Genomic DNA, 18,964 nt, shown 5'->3' with positions numbered 1-18,964 from the left:
TCAGCCGCGCGACGTTCCCGCAAGGACGCGCGCGGTTCGTCTCCCCTCGGCCATTGATGAATTTCGCGTCGCTCTAAGCTCGGCCGCGGCATGCAAGATGTCGGGGTCCGCCCACTTGAAATTGCCGTTCTCGTAGTGGTTCGTCCAATCACGATAGGGCATGAGCCGATATCGAATGCCGCGATAATTCGGAAACTCTGGCCCATATTCATGATTTGCCGACCAGTCCGTCGCAAGTGTCGGTCGGCCGCAAAGCAGCGCTTCATGGACGTTCAGTCCGTAGCCCTCGGACCGGTGCAGAGACAAGAAAACGTCACACGATCTCTGCAGGGAGCTTAGCTCTTCGTCCGCCAAATGATCGGTAATAAGTTTGATGTTCTTGCTGCCTGCCATCAGGTCGTTGAGTTCTTCAAGCACGATAGCGGTACGCTTACTCGCACGAACCTTCATAACCAGAACGGCATTGTCGTCGCTGCCGAATGCCGATTGCCAGGCTAAAACGTGCGCCCAGGGGTTTTTTCGCTCCGGGCATGACCTGATGTCCATGATCGCAAGCCCGAGAAACGCGCTATCGGAGATCCCGAGACGAGCCCGCATGTCGGTCGAAGACGGAGACGGCGCTGTGACCGCATGGGGCACCACGTGCACCGGCAGCGACAAGGTTCGCGAAAAAACCGAACCGCAGAAATCGGACGGTGCCCAGACTTCGTGTACGATATCGCCCGCAAAACTCCATCCTGCGGGGAGCTCGGCGGTCTCCCAAACCCATCGCCCCACGCGATAGGAGCTTTTGATGGCATCCGGCGTCGCCAAGCCTAGAACATGCTCGTAAACATCCGGCTGACACAGCAGATAAAGATTTTCGACCGGCTCTCGAAGTTCGGCGACCGCCTTTTTCCCCGAGAGATAGTCGCTGATATCGATCGCGTTCACGCTGGCATGGCGCTCGCGAATTTTCGCCAGATCGTAGATTGCGCCGCGCGAGATCCCCGTCCTGCCCGAGAAGTCTCCAAGAACAACGGCATGCCCTTCGGACAGCCGGGCGTCGGATGCCTTCCTATAAATCTTCGCAAGCTGGCTTCTGCCTCGCCACCATCGCCGCCGCCGCAAAGGAAGGCGCGATCGATACCAGAGATGACCGAGCGTCCATCGTCGCCGCAACCAACGCAGCTTCAGAGCCATCGGAATTTCGACAACCGAAATCTCGTCCATCGGTTCGTCTTGCATCTCGTTTGTCGGCGGCACGATGACTAGTGAATATCGACGGCAGCCTGAATTTCCCGCAGCCTTTTCCACTCGGCCAGAAACCGCTGCGTCGTCTGCGCCTTGCTTCCGGCCAAGGTCGCACCGAGAAGATCATGAAACTTCTTGGCCATGGTATCCCAATCGAAAGCTTTTGCTCGCTCATAGCCGCGCGCGATCAACTCGGCCCTGCGGCGTGGCTCTCTTACGGCATCAAGAGCCTTCGCTAGTTCGCCGGGATCGCGACCGGAAATGAGTTCGGCGGCATCCCCAGCCACTTCCTTCAACGAACCCAGCGCCGTCGTGATCACCGGACAACCGCAGGCCATAGCCTCGGCGACGGGCAGTCCGAAACCTTCATACAACGAGGGAAATACCAAAGCCTGCGCACCCGCGTACGCTCGCGCCAGTATCCGATCGTCTACCTCAATCTTTCTCACCTCGACACCTTTCGGCAGTCCAGCGACGAAGCCACGCTGCAATTCGCGTTCGCCGCCGACGCAGAGAATATCGAATTCGTTGACGCGCTTCTCCTTGATGGCATCGAACAACAAGCGCGCGTTCTTATAGCCCTTGTGCTGCTCACGTGAGCCGACCAGCAGAAAATACGGCTTTTTCAGTCCGTACTCTTGCTTGAACTCCTGAACATCGACATCGCGCTGCGGCCTGAAGACATCGTGATCCAATCCACATCGGGCGACAATCGCCGATCTATCCGCCGAATCCGGATAATGCTTCAGCAAATCGTCTCTCGTATTTTCGGAGACGCAGAGAAAACTTCGCGCGAAGCTGATTGCGAGCGCCTTTTCCTGCCACATGCGATCCGCCATGTCGAAATCGAACAGCTCCGGGATCATGTCGTGCACGATCAAGACCGACGGAATCGAGACAGGGGTCGTGTAGTAAGTTGATGAGAAAATATCGGCACCCCAATCTTCGCCTATCTGTTCGATGAGCAGAGAGTCTGCGGCCGTATCTGTCATGGTATAAGCAGGGAAATCGATCCGCCGAACTCCCGGAACCTCGGGTGCTCGACCGCGATCCAGCAAGCAGATTTCGATATCCGGATATGTCGCCAACCGTGGGAGCAGAGAACGCCACACGCGCGCGATACCGGAATTGGCCAATTGAAAAAATACGCCGTCGACCAACAACTTCATCCGTGCGCCCTTAGCCATTCTCGCGACAATCCGAAATTTATCGAAATTGGCGATTGAGACCGACCAGCTTATCCTGGACGACATTATAGAGTGGTGTTTCCCAGGACCACTCCGGCTCAACGCCGATATCAGCCGCAAAATCTGACCGTGACTTGCTCAAGTACCGAGAAGTCAATTTGCGCCCATACATATTGAGTGCCTGCCGAGCCTCGACGATGCCTCTCGATTGCGGCGATGTCGAAATGCCCTCCGGATTCTGGAAATACACGACGTGAGGCGCGTTCAGCTTGTAAAAGCGCTTCCCATTCAGCAAACACCGCAACCAGAATTCGTAGTCGCCCGCCGATTTGAAAGACGTGTCGAAGAGACCAACCTCGCCGTGAAGTCGGGCGCGCCACATCGGGGCATTGTGCGGCGAGTTGAACCGGAGAAGATTATTCGCGGTTACGATCGGAACCTCGCTTTTGAAGCCCATTTTCGCGACATCTTCGACATCGAAGTCTGAATCGAAGCTGTAGAGGAAGTCTTGATACACGACGTCCGCGAACTGAAATTTGTCCAGAGCCGCAGCCTGAAGCGCAAATGAATCTGACCTTCGCAGATCATCAAGATTCGTATTCGTCAGATACCGGCCCCGCGCCAGTGCTACGCCGTCATTCCAAGCATCGTAGATGCCGATGCGATGATTCACGCGCTTGTAGACAATGTTCGGATAGACCTTTTGGTATTGCGCGATCAGCTCGCTCTCGCCCTCCGGCGAATTGGCATCGATAATGATGAGCTCGCTGCGATCGAAGATCGTCTGGGCGGTAATGTTATCGAGAAACTTCTCGAGGTATCGTCGTCCCTTATAGAGGCTGGCAATCGCCGAGACCTCATATTGCCCTGTGTGCTGAAATTTGCGTTCCGAGAGCGGCACCCCTCGTTTATCGCTTCGTACATCTAAGCCCAATTCGGCGGCGCGTGCTTCCCATATCTCTTTGGTGAGCCGTATACGTGTCCCCATGATATGGACACTATGCGGGTTCAGCTCGAGATGCTCGCCATGTTCGAGACGGATCAGATGCTCACCGAGCAACCTGACAATGAGTTCATAACGTCGAGCGGGATCCTCACGCAGGAACTGCTTGAATTGCGCAAGATCTTCCGGCCTGGCGCCACGACCCTGAAAAAGGAGCTCGGCGACGACAAGGATGAACTCTCCATCACTGATATTGGAAAGAGCTGCGACTGCCTGCTGTTTCCGACGTTGGCGCCGCGCCGCCCTGCTAAGATCGCGAAAATCATGCGCCCATTTGCGCAACACCCCGATCTTTTTGATCCGGGAACCGTCGAGGATCAATGGGCTTCCACCATTGCTGCCAAGTTCGGCCGAACGAAATAACTTGCCGCGCCGCACGACCCGAAGTCCGTCGCGCAAGTGATGAGCTGTCTGCCGCAGCTGCTCGGTAACCGTGTCTCCTACGACCGCTCGAAACGCACGCCTAGCGCTCCGATCGTCCTTCGCAGACAATTCGACCTGCATCGAAGCAGCCGGATCGTTCATGCCGCTCATGAAGATGCTTCCAACGCTCGGTGAACTCCCTCAAATTCGCGCCGTAAGAGGCCATGACAGACGCCGTTAGAGACGACCGTCAACCTCAGATCGCAGCAAAAGATTCCTCAGCACATGTAGTGCACAGGTTTTTGCAGAAGATCCATAATAGCCGCTATTCAAATTGAACACGGAAGGCGTATGTCGCACCATTTCGCAGTCTTCAAAAATGGCCGGTTCTCGCAGAACCGTGGCTCTAAGATCACTTGCCTTCACCCCCTCTGCTTTTGACATCTCAGCCAAAATGAAAGCACATCATCTGCGGCACCAAGCCTCGCACTGGCGATCCGAGCCAAAGCTAGAGCGCGGGTTCCAAGAACTTGATCTACTCATGCCGCTGCGGCAAGTTGAAATTTCTATGATTTTCGGTCCGCAATGGACGAAATGCGAAATGACGAGGTACGTCTGAACGTGTCGAAATCACCGATTGCCCTGATCACCGGAGTAACCGGCCAGGACGGCTCCTATCTGGCCAGACTGCTTCTGGACAAAGGCTACTCCGTCCATGGCGTAAAGCGGCGTTCCTCTTCATTCAATACCGAGCGCATCGACGATCTCTACGAAGACCCCCACGAGCACAAAACCCGCTTTCACCTGCATTATGGCGATCTCACGGATGCGACCAACATCATCCGCCTGATCCAGGAAGTGAAGCCTGACGAAATCTATAACCTGGCCGCACAGAGCCACGTCGCGGTGAGCTTCGAAACGCCGGAATACACCGGAAATTCCGACGCGCTCGGTACCCTGCGCATCCTTGAAGCCATCCGAATTCTGGGAATGGAAAAGTCGACGCGCTTTTACCAGGCCTCGACGTCGGAACTCTACGGCAAGGTCCAAGCGGTTCCGCAAAATGAGACGACGCCGTTCTACCCGCGCTCGCCGTACGCGGCAGCCAAGCTCTACGCCTATTGGATTACCGTGAATTATCGCGAAGCCTACGGCATGTTCGCTTCGAACGGCACGCTGTTTAATCACGAGAGCCCTGTCCGCGGCGAGACATTCGTCACGCGCAAAATCACCCGCGCTGTCGCCGCCATCGAAAGGGGCATGCAAGAGACGCTTTTTCTCGGCAATCTCGACGCCAAACGAGATTGGGGCCACGCCCGCGACTATGTCGAAGGCATGTGGCGGATACTGCAACACGACGAACCCGATGATTTTGTGCTTGCCACCGGCGAAACACACGCCGTCCGCGAGTTCGTCGAACTGGCATTTTCCGAGGTCGGGCGCACAGTTGCGTGGGAAGGCCATGGGGTCGACGAAATCGGTCGCGATGCCAAAAACGGCAAAGTTTTAGTGCGCATCGATCCGCGCTATTTTCGCCCGACCGAGGTCGACCTGCTGTTGGGCGATGCATCGAAGGCCTTTGCCAAGCTCGGCTGGAAACATACGACGACATTCCGCCAGCTTGTATCGGAGATGGTCGCAGCAGACCTGGCTTTTATAGAGCGCGAAAGTTGGCGGAACGATCGCTCGGCCTAGCAGGATCGGAAACCGGGTGGCAAAGTCGACACACACATCGATGCGCGAGCACAAATGCCATACGACATAACTTCGAAACGCATTTTCGTTGCCGGCCATCGCGGAATGGTTGGAGCAGGCGTGGTGCGGCGCTTGGCGGACGAACCATGCCAGGTTCTGACGGCCAGTCGCGCTGAGGTTGACCTTCGCGATCAACTGGCCGTTCGAACTTGGATGAAGCGGAACAAACCGCAAGCCGTCATTGCCGCCGCCGCGAAGGTCGGTGGCATCCTCGCCAATGACAGCTATCCCGCAGACTTCATCTATGACAACCTGATCATCGAAGCGAACCTCATCGAGGCGGCATTTCGTGAAGGTGTCGAGAAGCTCGTCTTCTTAGGCTCCTCATGCATATATCCAAAATTTGCCCCTCAGCCGATTCCCGAAAATTCGCTTTTGACCGGCCCTCTCGAACCCACCAACGAGTGGTATGCCATCGCGAAAATCGCCGGCCTGAAAATGTGCGAAGCCTATCGCCGTCAACACGGCGCCGACTTCATATCGGCAATGCCCACCAATCTCTATGGACCCGGCGATAATTTCGACTTGCAGAGCAGTCACGTCATCCCGGCTTTGATCCGCAAAGCCCATGAAGCCAAAATCGCGAACGCCCCGACGCTAACGGTTTGGGGAACCGGTTCGCCTCGGCGCGAATTCCTGCACGTCGACGACGCCGCCGATGCGATCGTTCATCTGCTCAAAACCTACTCGGAAGCGTCTCACATCAATGTCGGATCGGGCGAGGATCTCACGATCCTGGAACTGACAAAACTCGTTTGCGAAGTTGTAGGCTTCAAGGGCAGGCTGGTCCAGGACACCAGTAAGCCCGACGGAACACCGCGCAAGTTGATGGACGTTTCTCGGCTTTTTGCGACCGGGTGGTCGCCGAAATATAGCCTCCGCGAAGGCCTGGAAAACGCATATGCTTGGTATCGCGATAACGTCGATTTAGCCCGTCAAGGCATAAGCGCCTAAGAGCCCTTACAAGAACAGTGGACGACTGTTCAAAAGCCCTTTTGCATTCCGTCAAAACGTACTTGAATTGAGCGACTTTCGTCGGGTCCGCGTCACGCGAGCGTTTACCGCTCGCGGTGTAGGATGTCAGGTAGGTTGTCGCGATCATGCTGAAGCAGCTGAATAAATTCAGGCACAGCGTCTTTAATTTCCGCAGCGATGTGCGTGATGACCTTCGCGAGTTGAAGTCTGCCATCCTCGAACTCAATGGCCGCCTGGGCGGCCTTGAAGCGGTCGCCGCCAACGAAGGATTGCGGGCCCAGATCGGAAGTCTCCAATATCAGCTTCAGGCTGCCGAAAAACGGCTGCTGCTCGCACAGGGCGCCATTCTAAAGACCGTCAACCGCGGTTCGTCGAACCTGCAGGACTCCGAATTTCGGATTTTCTCGCAGTGGGGCGAAGACGGCATTATCAACTACCTCGTCGAGAACCTCGACATCGCAAATCACACCTTCATCGAGTTCGGTGTCGAAGACTTTTCCGAAGCAAACTGTCGCTTTCTGCTGGAGGACCGTAACTGGAGCGGCTTCGTCATTGACGGCTCGCCCGAGAACATCGGTCGCCTGAACTCATGGGGTGAATCCTGGAAATATTCGCTTCAAGCCCACTGCGCATTCATAACGCGTGAGAACATAGCGAGTCTTTTGGCCGAAAGCGGTTTTGACACCGATGTTGGAATTCTGTCGATAGACATCGACGGCGTCGATTATTGGGTCGCAGCGGAACTGAAAAAAACTTGGCGTCCGCGCATCCTCATCATGGAATACAACGCCGTCTTCGGCCGAGACCGCGCCATAACGGTCCCTTATAGCGACAACTTCCAGAGGACGGTCGCGCACCACTCGAACCTTTATTGGGGCGCGAGCCTCAAGGCCCTGGTTCATCTGGCGGCGTCCTGGGGCTACGCGCTCGTCGGCACCAACAACGCCGGCAACAACGCCTTCTTCGTTCGCCGCGACCTCCTCAACAATCGTGTCTTCGAAAGATCGCTCGAAGAGACATTCACAGATTCCAAATACCGCGAAAGCCGTGACGAAACCGGCCGCCTCAATTTCCTCTCCGGCTCAGATCGGGTCAGAGAGATCGCCGGACTTCCCGTCATCAACGTCGAAACGGGCGGGCTCGAAGCCCTCTGACCGAGCGCGAGTCCGCCGCTCGATACAAGCGAAATCAGATGCGTGCCTAGCCAGCCGACGATCAGATTTTAGAGCTGCAAACGAACAAGCACCGTGGCTCAGGCTCGATAGGCACTTCCTCAACCTGTCTGAAATATTTCAGGAGCGTCTGCCGGAATTCATCGGTCGAATATCCCTCAAGAGGCGGCAATCTCCATTGAGCCACGTGAAAATCGGAGTCGGGCACAAACTCAACGATCGCATGTTCATCGGAAAAGCTTGCTATGCTCCGAACGAAAGTATCGACGTAATAGCGGCGACGGAAGCAGATATGGTGCACGATCGCCAACGCAATGACCAGGTCGCACCTCAATCGTTCGCTAACGGACGGCTGGCTTGCAAACGCTCCTGATGTTCCGGCGGGATTTACTAGATCCAAATACGTCGGCATGACGGAAGCGTTTCTCGCTTCCGCTTCTAGGAAAATATCGTTGAGACAGCCTTCCTCGATATCACAAGCGACCACCGATGCGCCTCGATCGGCGCACATAAACGAATGGAGCCCCCGGTTCGCGCCAATATCGATCGCAGACGAGAATTTGAGCCTATCTAGAATCTGCGCGACCTGAACGTCCTTTTGCCGTAGCCCATCGTTTGATGCGGCAGGCTGTTCGTAGTTACCCCATGCCCCGCCCAGCTTCGAAAACTTGAGATCGGCAACGGACTTCCTCAATGCTTCAAGAGCAGCAATCGTGTATTCGTTGGCCGACGGCAACGAGACAAGACGCGATGGCTCGTGATTGAGGATCCAAAGGCCGGTGCCGCTCAGGTGCTCCTGGGTAAGTGCCCGCGCAAGGTCCGGCTTCCCTTCAGAAAACTGACATAGCGGCGCCAGAAAATAGTTTCGGAACTCCCGCATCCAGGCATGAGCATTCATTTCGCGAATTGGCCTGATGGATGCGAAATCGACGAACTTCGGCCGTGTCCCCTGGAAAAGCACATTCCAGCAGTGCGCGTCCTTCAGCGCATAACCGTCAGCATAAAGCGCAATTGCCAGATCCAACGTACATAACGCAGCCCGCTGCAGCGCCAACGCCGGCCACTCTCTGCGGTAGGTTACATACGGGATGCGTTCGTGCTCAAGCACCAGGCCATACCCGTCGATCGTATCATCGACGATCCAAGTATTTACGAGACCGTGGTCGAACCATTTCCGCTTTTCAGCAAGGTGAACTAGGTTTCGAATTTCGTCGGCAAACGGTTTATTGATGGCGCGTCCAATCCTATTGGACGCGCTTAAAACCCGGCCCACGGGATCCACAACACTCTCGGTGTGGAACCTCCATTGATTTTCGAGCATCATTGGCCGGATCGTAGTAGGCGACATTTTTCCCATCAAATAAAATGCAAGTTTTGTCCCCAACCTCTCCGTAGCCGCACCGGCGTGTAGAGCCCTGGGCCTCGACCTTGCGCTAGAAAGCCCGGGAAAACGGTGCGATCCCTGGCTCATGCTGCCTTACGTGGCACCTGCTTACAGATCTGTTCATAAAACCGATCCGCGCTCGCCGAGATTTCATCCAGCGCAAACCGCCTTTCGCAATAGGCCCGCCCTTCGCGCGCGATCGCCTCGCGTTTGGCCCCATCGCCGATCAAGGCATTCAGCTTTTCGGCAATGTCGCCCGCTGTGAACCTTTCGGGCAACAAGACCGCATGACCACCGCTCACTTCCTTCAATCCCCCGGTGCCGGAACTGATGACAGCACATCCTGCCGCATGGGCTTCGAGTGCAGTTCGGCCAAACGGTTCCTCCCATCGCGACGGCACAATGGCGATGGCGGCTTCCTCCAAACGACGGCGAACGACGGGAAGAGTTTGATCGAGTTCGATGCTCACGCGATCTGCGAGCGGTTGCAAAGTTTCGGTTACGAGTCGCAAATAGTTGGCGAACCGATGAGACTCGCTCAAAACAAAACGCGCCGACCATGAAGGCTCTGTCTTAAGAACGCTGACGACTGCCTCCGCCGCTTCTTTGATACCTTTCTCCGGCGCAGCCCTCCCCACACAGATTATTTCGTTGCGTCGGGGGCCGTCCGCATTCCACTGGCGGAAATCAAGGCCATTGTAGACAACGGCCATTGGCGCCGTGATCTCGGGCCAATCGGCGCGGAATGCGTCCTTACAGGCTTCGCTGACGAAGATAATGCCCGCCAATGCATTGTGCTGACGGATCCGCCAGATACGCTTCAGTCGGTTTAAAAAACCTGTCGCCGGTGTCGGCTTCGTCAGGTTGTGCTTGTGCAGAATGACCGGAGTCGACGATCGCCGTGCCACGGCTGCGGCGGTCGGCAGATGCTGTTGCACGACGATAAGGTCGACGGCACGAGCTTTCGCTTGCCCGAGCGCAAACTTGATTTTTCTCGCCTTGTGTCGATCGGTCGAGGGCGGATACGTCACGATATCCAAGCCAGAGAACAAAGTCTCATTTTCGCAGCAAAGAATCCTCGTCTCTTCGCGATACCGGCTGGCGAGAATGAGATCATGCACACAAAGATCGATCGAGGTCGCGTTCGATGGGCCAAATCTCATATTGCGGGGCATGAAGCAAAGAATTCGCATGTCTTCCTGTATGAGATCCTCGACCATCCAATAACGCAGCAGAGGACTGGCGTCGATAACTTAGCGCAGCAAGCATTACAGTCTGGTCGAGCGCGTGCCCAAGAACTTGACACGTTGCTAACTGACGGGTCGGACGTTTCCGTCGAAAGCCCTCCCTTCGTGCATAGTCGAGTCTTATCTGAAAAACAACTCGATCAACATGTGACGCGTGCGAGATTATCCGGCGACAGCCTACATTTCGTTAGCAAGCGGAAATCCTCGCTTAAAGCCTTACTCTGGACTTCGAATATTTGAACTTGCCATGTTCGGCGAACGGCTTGTCGGGAAGGCAATGGACGCAGGCCCGGCTGTTGAAGCCGCACTCTGTCGGCCAGCACTGCACATCCGTGGCGCAGTGCAGCCACAGCCGTTCGAGATGAAGATTGCCGGATGACTTGACGAATATCACTTCATCCTCAATCGCCGTCTCACGCACGTAGTCGGCGCAATCGCGCACGCTCGAAAAGACGCGAAACCTTCCTTGCGCGACATCGTCCTCGACTGGCTTCACCCGATGCGCATGCGAACCAATAAATATGACTTCGGCGGCAAACTCCCGCGCGGCGCGGTAAGCATCTCGATATTTCGCTTTTGGATTGCCGGCGTAATCGCTGATTTGACCGATTACGACTCTCCGGCGCGGCGCAACGATCTTGGATATCACTCCGAAAGGCAGTGACATGCTGAACCAAGGCGCTTTTGTCGTGTCGAGAATGAATTTCGGACCGTGCGCAATTTGGTGGACGCTCATTCGACCGGGCACCGGCGTGAACGATGCAATGCGGCTGACGACGACTTCAGCGCTTACACCCAGTTCCAGGGCGCACGTCGCCGCTGCGGCGACGGCCAACCAGCTGTATGTTCCAAGCAGCTGAGTTTCGATGCGGAGGGATGCCTTTGACGGTGGCTGAAGCGTAAGGGAAAGTCGGCCATCCGACCCGATCCGCAGATCGCTTATTCGGTATGACCCATGTTCAATGCCGAACCCCACAACTCGTGCTTTCGTACCGGCTGCCATCGCCCGCACGAAGTCGTTATCGAAATTGAGAATCGCGACTCCGTCACGGGGCAGGACTCGCACGAGTTGTGCCTTCTCGCTCGCAACGGCTTCGACGGAACGAAATGCTGAGTAGTGCTCCAGCGCAACCAGGGTGACGATCGAGATGTTGGGCCTGACAAGTTTGGCCTGCGGAAAGATTTGCCCGGGCCTCGCAGTTCCGACTTCCATCACGACAAACTTATCGGACCTCTGCGATTCCTTTATTGTTTTTGTCGTATCCTCGATCCCATTGCCGAAGACCTGACAGAATGTCTGGCCTTGGCTGGAAAGAATATGCGCGAGCAGGCTGACCGTCGTTGTCTTGCCGCTGCTTCCAGTCACCGCGATGAACTGGGCGGGGCTCCGACGACGTCGGACATGCGCCTCCAATTTCTGGATCTGGCGTTTGAGTGCGCGACGCCCAACCCGCATCCCGTCCCATCGCGAGCGGATACCGCCTATCGCGCTACCAAATTGCTCAATGATTTGATGGGGCACTTTTCCGATGCCAGTCACCACGCGCCGCTTCCGAAACACTAAAAAATGCGAAGGTTCTCTTTCCGAACAATGTTCGGCGCTAGTGCACAACTACAACGCCTACGAATGAACACATCTCCACTGCCGTCGTATGCACAATATTCTCATCCCTTACAGTATTGTGACAATGGCTTTTGGTACTACCTCGTACATTTCTGATCGAGACCCACGGACAAAGCCATGCGCCGCCCATACGACGTTTCCTGCAGCCAGACGTCCAATCCGGCGATCAGGATTGGCGTCCCGAGATTTGGGAACAACAGCAACGGTTCGTCTGTTGTGACAGCCGACGTCGACGGCGAGCCGATCTGGTTCTCGTCGCAGGACATCCGCTTGTCGGCGCGCGCGGAAGCATTTGCGTCCGCACTGCTCGTGCCTGCTGCCGCAAAAGGCTGCGATCTCTTCATCGAAGGCGCAGTCGATCCGGTCTGGCTTGAAAATTCCGATCGCGCACAGGACCAGTTGAACGTCTGGTGGCAATTTCCGGGCGCTCGCATCGTAGCCCGCGAAGAAGCTCGGCCGTTGCTCGCGCGGCCAACGCTCTCAGCACAGTGCTTCACCGGCGGCGTGGATTCGTATTACGAGCTCATCACCTCGTCGCCATCGCCCGACTTGCTGGTATTCGTTCACGGCTACGATATCCAGCGTCATGATACGCAGCGCCTCGAAGCGTTCCTTCCGGGTTTCTACGAGACGGCCAAGGCGTTTGGCGCCAAGCCGGTCGTGATCACGACGAACCTGCGCGAGCATCCACGCATCAGAGAAAGCTCCTGGGAGAAAAGCCATGGCGGCGCATTGGCCGCCGTCGGTCATCTTCTCACCGGTGAAATCGCCACTCTCACGCTACCTGCAAGCTATCCCTATCACGATCCGAAGCCGTGGGGATCGCATTGGGACCTCGATCCATTGTGGTCTTCGACCGGGGTCGAGATCCGGCACGGTGATGCGACGCATCGGCGAAACGGCAAAGTGAAGGCCATCGCCACCAACGATCTCGCCTTGCGCTACGTCCGTGTTTGCCACGAGAATAACGCCCCGACTGGCAACTGTTCTCATTGCGAGAAATGCGTTCGAACCATGATCGCATTTGCCAACGCCGGCATGCTCGATCGCTGCGAGGCCTTCGACCAGCGCGTGCCGCTCGCAACGCGCGTCGATCGATTGCCCGTCATTGGACCTCATTTGATTTCGATTATGAAAGAGCTGCGCCGGGACATCACGGACCAGGAACTCGCGGCCGCGGTCGATCGACTGATCGCGCGCAGCAGCGCTCGCCGATCTGGATACCGGAAAAAACTTGCCAAGTGGCATCGGCGCGTTCGCGAAGCCATGGCATGTTAGAAGCTGATGCTGTCGAACACAAAATAATCAGTGTGCACCGTGTAGTCATGCAACGACAGACCACGACGGGGAAAATATGACAATAAGCGAGCCACGCCTCGAACAGAGCATCGCAATTCGACGACCGGAATATTCCGATCTCGGCGGCGTGTTTCAGTGTCTGCGATACTACAACATCCACGTTCTATGGGGAGACACGGAACGCGCGGATTCGGATTTCGATGACGACGAGATTCTGACCGTTCGCAACGCGATTTCCCATATCGACTTGGCGGACAAATGCTGGATAGCCGACAACGGCGAAGATATCCTCGGCTTCTGCTGCTGGGATTGGCGTGACGTTTCCTCACGATCCGCCAAGACCGTGCTGATCTCGGTTACCGACGCCGGTCGAGCACGAAACGTCGGAAAACTGCTGCAGAAGCGCCGGCTCGATGAAATGCGGGAATGCGGCGCCATCGATGTGCATACGTGGAGCGATGATCCTCGAGCGGTCAATTGGTATCAGCGAACGTTTGGATATCAGATCATGGGGCACGAGCCGATCCGGCACTCCCTGCACCGCTTCCATCACAACGGCCAGGGCGAGGTCTGGGCCATACACCGCGGCTTCCGCGAACACGACACGCTCACGCATCTACGTCTAAGCCTGGAAGAATCTCGCCGGCCGCAATAGCCAATCTATCGGAGATGATGCAGGACTGCGCCGAGCCGCCGGCGCCGCTGCCGCCCGAAGCATGGCAAGCTTAAGTCGATGGAGCGACCGGCTCCGACCCTCGAATGAAATTCTGCAAATCCTGCTGAGGTTTGGACGTGCGTTTGAAACTGCACGCGAGATAAGGGCCAAGCCCCATCTTCCGGATATTGAAAAGCATTCGTCTGAATTGATTGAACTTCTGTGGCCGGCTTCTCGACGGGATGGTCGTTGCGACCTCCACTCCGCTTGCCTGTGCGACGGGAGGTGGATCGATACCATAGACGTTGAGATCGAGCTGCCACGGCCAGCGTATCTCGACATCGATAGGTTCTTTGACAAGCCGCGGCGTCAAAAGCTTCCGGGCGCCGGATTGGCTGACGACAAGGCCCGTCGTGCTCCTTGGTACTCGCAGATAGCGAACAAGCGATCGCCCTTCGGAAAGACGGCTGATCAATTGAGTGGGTCGCGGCGATGCTTCGATGAGCCGAATGACATCCCAGCCCGACGGAGCAGAACGTACGGCCCTCATGACCACGGCAAGACAATCGCCCTCAATGCGCGCATCATCTTCCAGCACCAATGCGAACGGCAGAGCCCTATCGAGAACGAGCTTGCAGATCGAAAGATGGCTAGCCGAACATCCGACCTCGCCTGGACCCATTCGCCCGTCATAGAAAGCGGCAAGCCAATCGGGAACGTTGCGTCCGTCGACCGCAGCAAGACGTTCCGCCGAAATACCGGCGCTCGATAACTCATCCTCCATCCGCGTGCGTCGATCCGTATCGCGGTCGAGATTGATGTAGAAGGCCGCGATGGCCGACTGGCGAACCGGGTTCGTCATTATTTTCTCTCGTTTACCGCGCGCGGCGGTCGAATCGATTGCCCCCTATGCCCAATGCTGAGCCTACCCGGCTTCCCTGAGCCAAGCATCGAAAAAAGTTATCAACGTTAGCCGAGCGCGAGGAATATGCTTTTTTCCTGTCGTGCCCGCAAAAAACATTGTGCAGTCCCGCGCTTTGAGAGACTGCTGGCGAAGATCTCCGCCGGCGCTATCATGGCAGCGAAGTCTTCAACTGAATGATCATATCCGCCCGATGACTGACCTCGCAGCCCCGTTGCGCTCCGAAATGCAAAGCTTCCTCGCTGGTTTCGCCGGTCAGAAAGTCCTCTTCATCCCCAATGAGGGCAACGTCGGCGATTGCCTGATTTTCGCGGCCACGCTCAGCGCGTTCGATAAAGCGGGAATCGCCGTCGAGGTCGTCGACGACACAGCGGATTTTCACGATCGTACGGTCTTCCTCGGCGGCGGCGGAAATCTCGTCGATATCTATCGCGGCATGCGAGAGACACTGGAAGCCACCCGCTCAAATGGCGCGCGCGTCGTTCTCCTGCCTCATACCATCAGGGGCAATATCGACTTGATCCAATCGCTCGATGATCGCTTCACGATATGGTGCCGCGAACTACACTCATTCGAGCACGTCCGGAAATTGAGACCCGATCTGGATTGCCGGCTCGGCCACGATATGGCCTTTCATTGCGACGCCACCGAATTTCTCGCTGATCCCGACTATCGGAAAAGAGCCCAATCGTTGCTCGAAACCGGTCTGCGCGATCACAACACCAGCCTCGAGCGGCTTTCCGAGCTGCCACTCGTCCGCTTCATGCGGACCGATCGCGAAGCGCTATCGTCCAGGGTTGAAACCGATCTGGATGTATCGAGAGCGTTCGGCAGGGTTGCCGACGCCGAAACTTCCAAAATTGCCGCATGGTGCTTCCTCAAAACCATCTCGGTCACACAACGCGTCGTGACCGACCGGCTCCACGTCGCGATTGCCTGCGCCTTGCTCGGCAAACAATGCCGGCTTCTCGACAATTCCTATAATAAGAACCGTGGAATCTACGCCCATAGCCTCCGCGGCTTCGATTGGTTGACATTTGACTCCGCCGCCGGCGAAAAAATCTCAGACCAGCCTGCACGCAGGAAACCGTTCTTGCAAAGGATCGCGGGCCACGCTCATCGGCTCACCCGCAATCGCTGATGAAATGCCGTGACGCCATCGCGCCGCGTTGCGTTCGCTATCACCTGGCTTACCGCAAATCAGTCGAGTGATAGTTCGGCATCGATCTTCGCTGGGCTGAATATTTTCGGCAAACGCAGTGCATTGACATCCCGCCCGCCATGTTTGCCTCCAATGCAATTAGAAATTTGCGGCATCGCGGATGCGATACCAGGTTTCGACGAACGGCACCGCATGCTTCGCCACTGGATGTGCCGGATATGCAGGAAACGTCAAATCGTCGAATGAAGTGCGGCCCTCGGGCTTATCCAGAACCTTCAAGGCGATCTTCGTTCCGAAGTAGGTGGCGCGCGATACACCGGTGCCGCAATAGCCGAGCGCGTAGTGGATCCCATCTCTTGTGCAGCCGATGTGCGGAACTTCGTCGTATGTGTAGCCGATCTGGCCATCCCACGCATGCGTGATCGCAATGTCCTTCAAGTCGGGAAATACGTGAAGCATGTCCCCGGCAAGATGCCGAACTGCTGCGAGCGATTGAGCGGGCACGAGACGCCCCACGCGGCCGCCCCAGATAATGCGACGCGCGTCCGGAGCACCCCGGAAGTAAAAGAAAACACGATTTGTGTTTCCATAGACGCGATTGCGCGGCAGCAGCCTGTCGAATAACGTTGCAGGTAGCTCGTCCGTGGCGATGAGCGCTGACCCGATCGGCACGATCCGCCGACCGAGTTCCGGAACGAGCCCATCGGTATAGCCATTGGTTGCTATGACGACGTCTTTCGCGACGATGACGCCACGATTGGTCGCCACTTGGAAATCGGGGCCGGCTCGGGTGATATGCCGTGCCGGCGTATACGCGAGAACTTTCCCTCCCGCGGCTTTGATCCTGTCCAACAGGCCGGCATGATAAAGTGCGGGATGCAGCGAAGCGTCATTCGGCAGAAGCGAGCCGCCGAAAAAGCAGTCGGTGTCTATCTCCGCGCTTTGCTCTGAACGCGGAACCATGCTGCTTTCAACACCCGCGATGTCTTTTAAATCGCGCATATCCTGCGCCATCGCTTCATAATGTTCGGAACGTACCGCAGCGCGGAAACGTCCGCAGCGCCGGAAATGGCATTCGATCTTCTCTTGGGAAATGAGAGCTGCGATGTGATCCAGCATCCTCGTTCCCTCGCGAAGCATCTCCTCCGCTTTTTTGCGACCTCTGATCGCGATAAGCTTTTTGACTCGGAATTTCTGGTTGCCGCTGCCGATTTGCCCGCCGTTGCGCGTGCTCGCGCCAAAACCTGCGCGTCCACGCTCGATGACGACGACCTGCCTGCCGTTTCGAAGCAGCGTCAGAGCACCCGATAATCCGGTAAAGCCCGATCCGACAACGACGACGTCGCATCGCCGTGGGAGGAAACTGTCGCCATCTTCCGCCTCTCGCGAAACGGCTTCCCACCAGTAAGGCGAGAACGAGAGCCGAGCCGACGCGCGCGCAGAACCATCCGCAAGTTCGCGCGCAGTCGGAAGATAAGTCGCCTGCTCATTCGCGAGCTGCATCCGCTTTTTCGCTTCCATCATGCAAATTTCATATTTCGCCTACCCACCACGAGCGATGCGGTCGCCGGTTAGCAGCGCGAACTCTCCCAGCCCCATCACGCCCACCCGCGATCGCAATAGGGCGCGCCGCTTCTATTCATTCAATCTTTCTTCTTCGCCGGCACCAATTCGCCGTCCTCTTTGGTAAATGTGCCGATGTTTGAGTTCGGCAGAATCTCAAGAACCATCTCCGACGGCCGGCACAACCTCACACCCAGCGGCGTCGCCACGATCGGCCGGTTGATGAGAATGGGGTGCTTCATCATGAAATCGATCAGCTGATCGTCGGACCACTTCGGATTGCCGAGATCAAGTTCCCCATAGGGTGTGCCCTTCTGGCGGAGCAATTCGCGCGGACCGACGCCCATGCGTTTCATCAGATCAACCAGCGTTGCGCGCGCAGGCGGCGTTTTCAAGTATTCGATGATCTCCGGCTCCTCACCGCTTTGCCGGATCATTGCAAGCGTGTTACGCGACGTGCCGCAAGCGGGGTTATGGTAGATGGTGATGGTCATGCTTACTCCGCCGGAAGTGTTGCAGTATGCAACGGATGGATGGCGGTATTCCGCCGCTCCCACGCTATAGTGTCCGGTAGCCAAGATCTAATCCAGGAAAGATGTCGTTGACGAGATATTCACTCTCAGAGTTGCGTCAAAGATACCTTGTCGACCAACGCCCTCTCGAAGCCGATGTCGAAGAGGCGCTGCGCAACGATAGTCGTGCCGGCGCAAAGGCTATTCTTCAGGCGGTGTCGAAGAGACGGTTCGGCAACCGCTCTGAGGGGCAGCGCCTGCGCAAGATGATGCGTTTCGAAACGGTGCTCTGGAAAAACGATATCCTGAACGTTGCGGGCGTCGACGAAGCCGGTATGAGTCCCCTCGCCGGCCCCGTGGCTGCAGCCGCAGTAATCCTGCCGCCCAACACGCGCATTATCGGCATCGATGATTCCAAGAAGCTTGATCCTCAATCGCGCGCCGAGCTTGCCGTCGAAATTAAAGCTAAAGCGACGGCTTGGTGCGTTGCCTTCACGGACGTCGAGGAAATAGATCGCATCAATATCTATTGGGCAGGTATTCTCGCGATGCGACGAGCGGTCGAAGGTCTCAGTCAGGCGGCCGCCCATCTCCTTCTCGACGCGCGCCGTCTCGAGGACATCGACATACCTCAACAGGCAATCGTCAAAGGCGACGAAAAAAGCATCAGCATCGCCGCGGCGTCCATCCTCGCGAAAACCTCACGCGACGCGATGATGTGCAAGATTGATCGCCGACATCCCGGATATGGATTCGCCACGCACAAAGGCTATCCGGTGCCTGCGCACCAAGCTGCTCTCAAGAAGCTCGGCGCCTGTCCCGAGCATCGCCGCTCTTTTTCCGCCGTGCGCGAAGTGCTCGGGCTGCCTCCCCTTCCGCCCTGGCCAACGTCCAGGAATGAGTCCTAA

17 protein-coding genes are annotated in these 18,964 nt (G+C 56.7%); 8 read left to right on the top strand and 9 right to left on the bottom strand.

Going from position 1 to position 18,964, the window contains the following annotated elements; genetic code table 11:
• Genes QM780_RS17475 through QM780_RS17465 form a run of 3 tightly spaced genes read right to left on the bottom strand, consistent with a single transcriptional unit; the run spans nt 1 to nt 3,408 of the window.
• Entirely contained in the window at nt 1-1,212 is a 1,212-nt protein-coding gene (locus QM780_RS17475; protein ID WP_415071707.1) for a glycosyltransferase, read from the bottom strand.
• A 38-nt stretch (nt 1,213-1,250) separates the two neighbouring features.
• On the bottom strand, nt 1,251-2,420 hold the full coding sequence (locus tag QM780_RS17470) for a glycosyltransferase family 4 protein (RefSeq protein WP_415071706.1): 1,170 nt from the start codon (nt 2,418-2,420) through the stop codon (nt 1,251-1,253).
• Between the two features lie 19 nt (nt 2,421-2,439).
• Nucleotides 2,440-3,408 (bottom strand): glycosyltransferase, encoded by a 969-nt coding sequence (locus QM780_RS17465; protein WP_415071705.1) that lies wholly within the window; start codon nt 3,406-3,408, stop codon nt 2,440-2,442.
• A 12-nt stretch (nt 3,409-3,420) separates the two neighbouring features.
• Between QM780_RS17465 and QM780_RS17460 the strand changes: the two genes are divergently transcribed.
• The 4 genes from QM780_RS17460 to QM780_RS17445 all read left to right on the top strand — a co-directional run bounded on the left by QM780_RS17460 (nt 3,421) and on the right by QM780_RS17445 (nt 7,670).
• Nucleotides 3,421-3,786 (top strand): hypothetical protein, encoded by a 366-nt coding sequence (locus QM780_RS17460; RefSeq protein WP_415071704.1) that lies wholly within the window; start codon nt 3,421-3,423, stop codon nt 3,784-3,786.
• 594 nt (nt 3,787-4,380) lie between these two features.
• A complete protein-coding gene (gmd, locus tag QM780_RS17455; RefSeq protein ID WP_415072074.1) occupies nt 4,381-5,481 on the top strand; it encodes a GDP-mannose 4,6-dehydratase in 1,101 nt (366 codons plus the stop codon).
• 54 nt (nt 5,482-5,535) lie between these two features.
• Entirely contained in the window at nt 5,536-6,495 is a 960-nt protein-coding gene (gene fcl / locus QM780_RS17450) for a GDP-L-fucose synthase (protein WP_415071703.1), read from the top strand.
• A gap of 146 nt (nt 6,496-6,641) precedes the next feature.
• Nucleotides 6,642-7,670, top strand: a complete 1,029-nt coding sequence (locus tag QM780_RS17445; RefSeq protein WP_415071702.1) for a hypothetical protein — start codon at nt 6,642-6,644, stop codon at nt 7,668-7,670.
• 61 nt (nt 7,671-7,731) lie between these two features.
• Here the strand turns inward: QM780_RS17445 and QM780_RS17440 are convergent, their stop codons facing one another.
• The 3 genes from QM780_RS17440 to QM780_RS17430 form a co-directional block, all read right to left on the bottom strand.
• Entirely contained in the window at nt 7,732-9,012 is a 1,281-nt protein-coding gene (locus QM780_RS17440) for a hypothetical protein (protein ID WP_415071701.1), read from the bottom strand.
• A 143-nt stretch (nt 9,013-9,155) separates the two neighbouring features.
• On the bottom strand, nt 9,156-10,247 hold the full coding sequence (locus tag QM780_RS17435; protein WP_415071700.1) for a glycosyltransferase family 4 protein: 1,092 nt from the start codon (nt 10,245-10,247) through the stop codon (nt 9,156-9,158).
• Between the two features lie 280 nt (nt 10,248-10,527).
• A complete protein-coding gene (locus QM780_RS17430) occupies nt 10,528-11,685 on the bottom strand; it encodes a Mur ligase family protein (protein ID WP_415071699.1) in 1,158 nt (385 codons plus the stop codon).
• A 375-nt stretch (nt 11,686-12,060) separates the two neighbouring features.
• On the opposite strand from QM780_RS17430, the gene QM780_RS17425 reads away from it, so the two are divergent.
• Together QM780_RS17425 and QM780_RS17420 are read left to right on the top strand one after the other, a co-directional pair.
• The gene (locus tag QM780_RS17425; protein ID WP_415071698.1) at nt 12,061-13,221 is read left to right on the top strand and encodes a hypothetical protein; all 1,161 of its coding nucleotides are present in this window, start codon (nt 12,061-12,063) and stop codon (nt 13,219-13,221) included.
• A 76-nt stretch (nt 13,222-13,297) separates the two neighbouring features.
• Nucleotides 13,298-13,897, top strand: coding sequence for a GNAT family N-acetyltransferase (locus tag QM780_RS17420; RefSeq protein ID WP_415071697.1), 600 nt, complete (start codon nt 13,298-13,300; stop codon nt 13,895-13,897).
• 70 nt (nt 13,898-13,967) lie between these two features.
• On the opposite strand, the gene QM780_RS17415 is transcribed toward QM780_RS17420, so the two are convergent.
• On the bottom strand, nt 13,968-14,759 hold the full coding sequence (locus tag QM780_RS17415; protein ID WP_415071696.1) for a glycosyltransferase family 25 protein: 792 nt from the start codon (nt 14,757-14,759) through the stop codon (nt 13,968-13,970).
• A gap of 253 nt (nt 14,760-15,012) precedes the next feature.
• Between QM780_RS17415 and QM780_RS17410 the strand changes: the two genes are divergently transcribed.
• Entirely contained in the window at nt 15,013-15,960 is a 948-nt protein-coding gene (locus QM780_RS17410) for a polysaccharide pyruvyl transferase family protein (protein WP_415071695.1), read from the top strand.
• Between the two features lie 159 nt (nt 15,961-16,119).
• Here the strand turns inward: QM780_RS17410 and QM780_RS17405 are convergent, their stop codons facing one another.
• Together QM780_RS17405 and arsC are read right to left on the bottom strand one after the other, a co-directional pair.
• Nucleotides 16,120-17,505, bottom strand: coding sequence for an NAD(P)/FAD-dependent oxidoreductase (locus QM780_RS17405; protein WP_415071694.1), 1,386 nt, complete (start codon nt 17,503-17,505; stop codon nt 16,120-16,122).
• A 119-nt stretch (nt 17,506-17,624) separates the two neighbouring features.
• The gene (gene arsC, locus QM780_RS17400; protein WP_415071693.1) at nt 17,625-18,038 is read right to left on the bottom strand and encodes an arsenate reductase (glutaredoxin); all 414 of its coding nucleotides are present in this window, start codon (nt 18,036-18,038) and stop codon (nt 17,625-17,627) included.
• Between the two features lie 107 nt (nt 18,039-18,145).
• Here arsC and QM780_RS17395 point away from each other — a divergent pair, with 107 nt between their 5' ends.
• Nucleotides 18,146-18,964, top strand: a complete 819-nt coding sequence (locus QM780_RS17395; RefSeq protein ID WP_415071692.1) for a ribonuclease HII — start codon at nt 18,146-18,148, stop codon at nt 18,962-18,964.

This window comes from Hyphomicrobium sp. (genome assembly GCF_047600905.1).
GTDB lineage: Bacteria > Pseudomonadota > Alphaproteobacteria > Rhizobiales > Hyphomicrobiaceae > Hyphomicrobium_B.
The sequence above is the reverse complement of the archived record's forward strand: the minus strand, read 5'-3'. Positions and strand labels throughout refer to the sequence as shown.

Bases quoted from the DNA above. Each gene is read 5' to 3' on its own strand.
- QM780_RS17475 (WP_415071707.1), bottom strand. From the start codon at position 1,212: ATGGACGAGATTTCGGTTGTCGAAATTCCGATGGCTCTGAAGCTGCGT.
- QM780_RS17470 (WP_415071706.1), bottom strand. From the start codon at position 2,420: ATGGCTAAGGGCGCACGGATGAAGTTGTTGGTCGACGGCGTATTTTTT.
- QM780_RS17465 (WP_415071705.1), bottom strand. From the start codon at position 3,408: ATGGGGACACGTATACGGCTCACCAAAGAGATATGGGAAGCACGCGCC.
- QM780_RS17460 (WP_415071704.1), top strand. From the start codon at position 3,421: ATGCGGGTTCAGCTCGAGATGCTCGCCATGTTCGAGACGGATCAGATG.
- gmd (WP_415072074.1), top strand. From the start codon at position 4,381: ATGCGAAATGACGAGGTACGTCTGAACGTGTCGAAATCACCGATTGCC.
- fcl (WP_415071703.1), top strand. From the start codon at position 5,536: ATGCCATACGACATAACTTCGAAACGCATTTTCGTTGCCGGCCATCGC.
- QM780_RS17445 (WP_415071702.1), top strand. From the start codon at position 6,642: ATGCTGAAGCAGCTGAATAAATTCAGGCACAGCGTCTTTAATTTCCGC.
- QM780_RS17440 (WP_415071701.1), bottom strand. From the start codon at position 9,012: ATGATGCTCGAAAATCAATGGAGGTTCCACACCGAGAGTGTTGTGGAT.
- QM780_RS17435 (WP_415071700.1), bottom strand. From the start codon at position 10,247: ATGCCCCGCAATATGAGATTTGGCCCATCGAACGCGACCTCGATCGAT.
- QM780_RS17425 (WP_415071698.1), top strand. From the start codon at position 12,061: ATGCGCCGCCCATACGACGTTTCCTGCAGCCAGACGTCCAATCCGGCG.
- QM780_RS17420 (WP_415071697.1), top strand. From the start codon at position 13,298: ATGACAATAAGCGAGCCACGCCTCGAACAGAGCATCGCAATTCGACGA.
- QM780_RS17415 (WP_415071696.1), bottom strand. From the start codon at position 14,759: ATGACGAACCCGGTTCGCCAGTCGGCCATCGCGGCCTTCTACATCAAT.
- QM780_RS17410 (WP_415071695.1), top strand. From the start codon at position 15,013: ATGACTGACCTCGCAGCCCCGTTGCGCTCCGAAATGCAAAGCTTCCTC.
- QM780_RS17405 (WP_415071694.1), bottom strand. From the start codon at position 17,505: ATGATGGAAGCGAAAAAGCGGATGCAGCTCGCGAATGAGCAGGCGACT.
- arsC (WP_415071693.1), bottom strand. From the start codon at position 18,038: ATGACCATCACCATCTACCATAACCCCGCTTGCGGCACGTCGCGTAAC.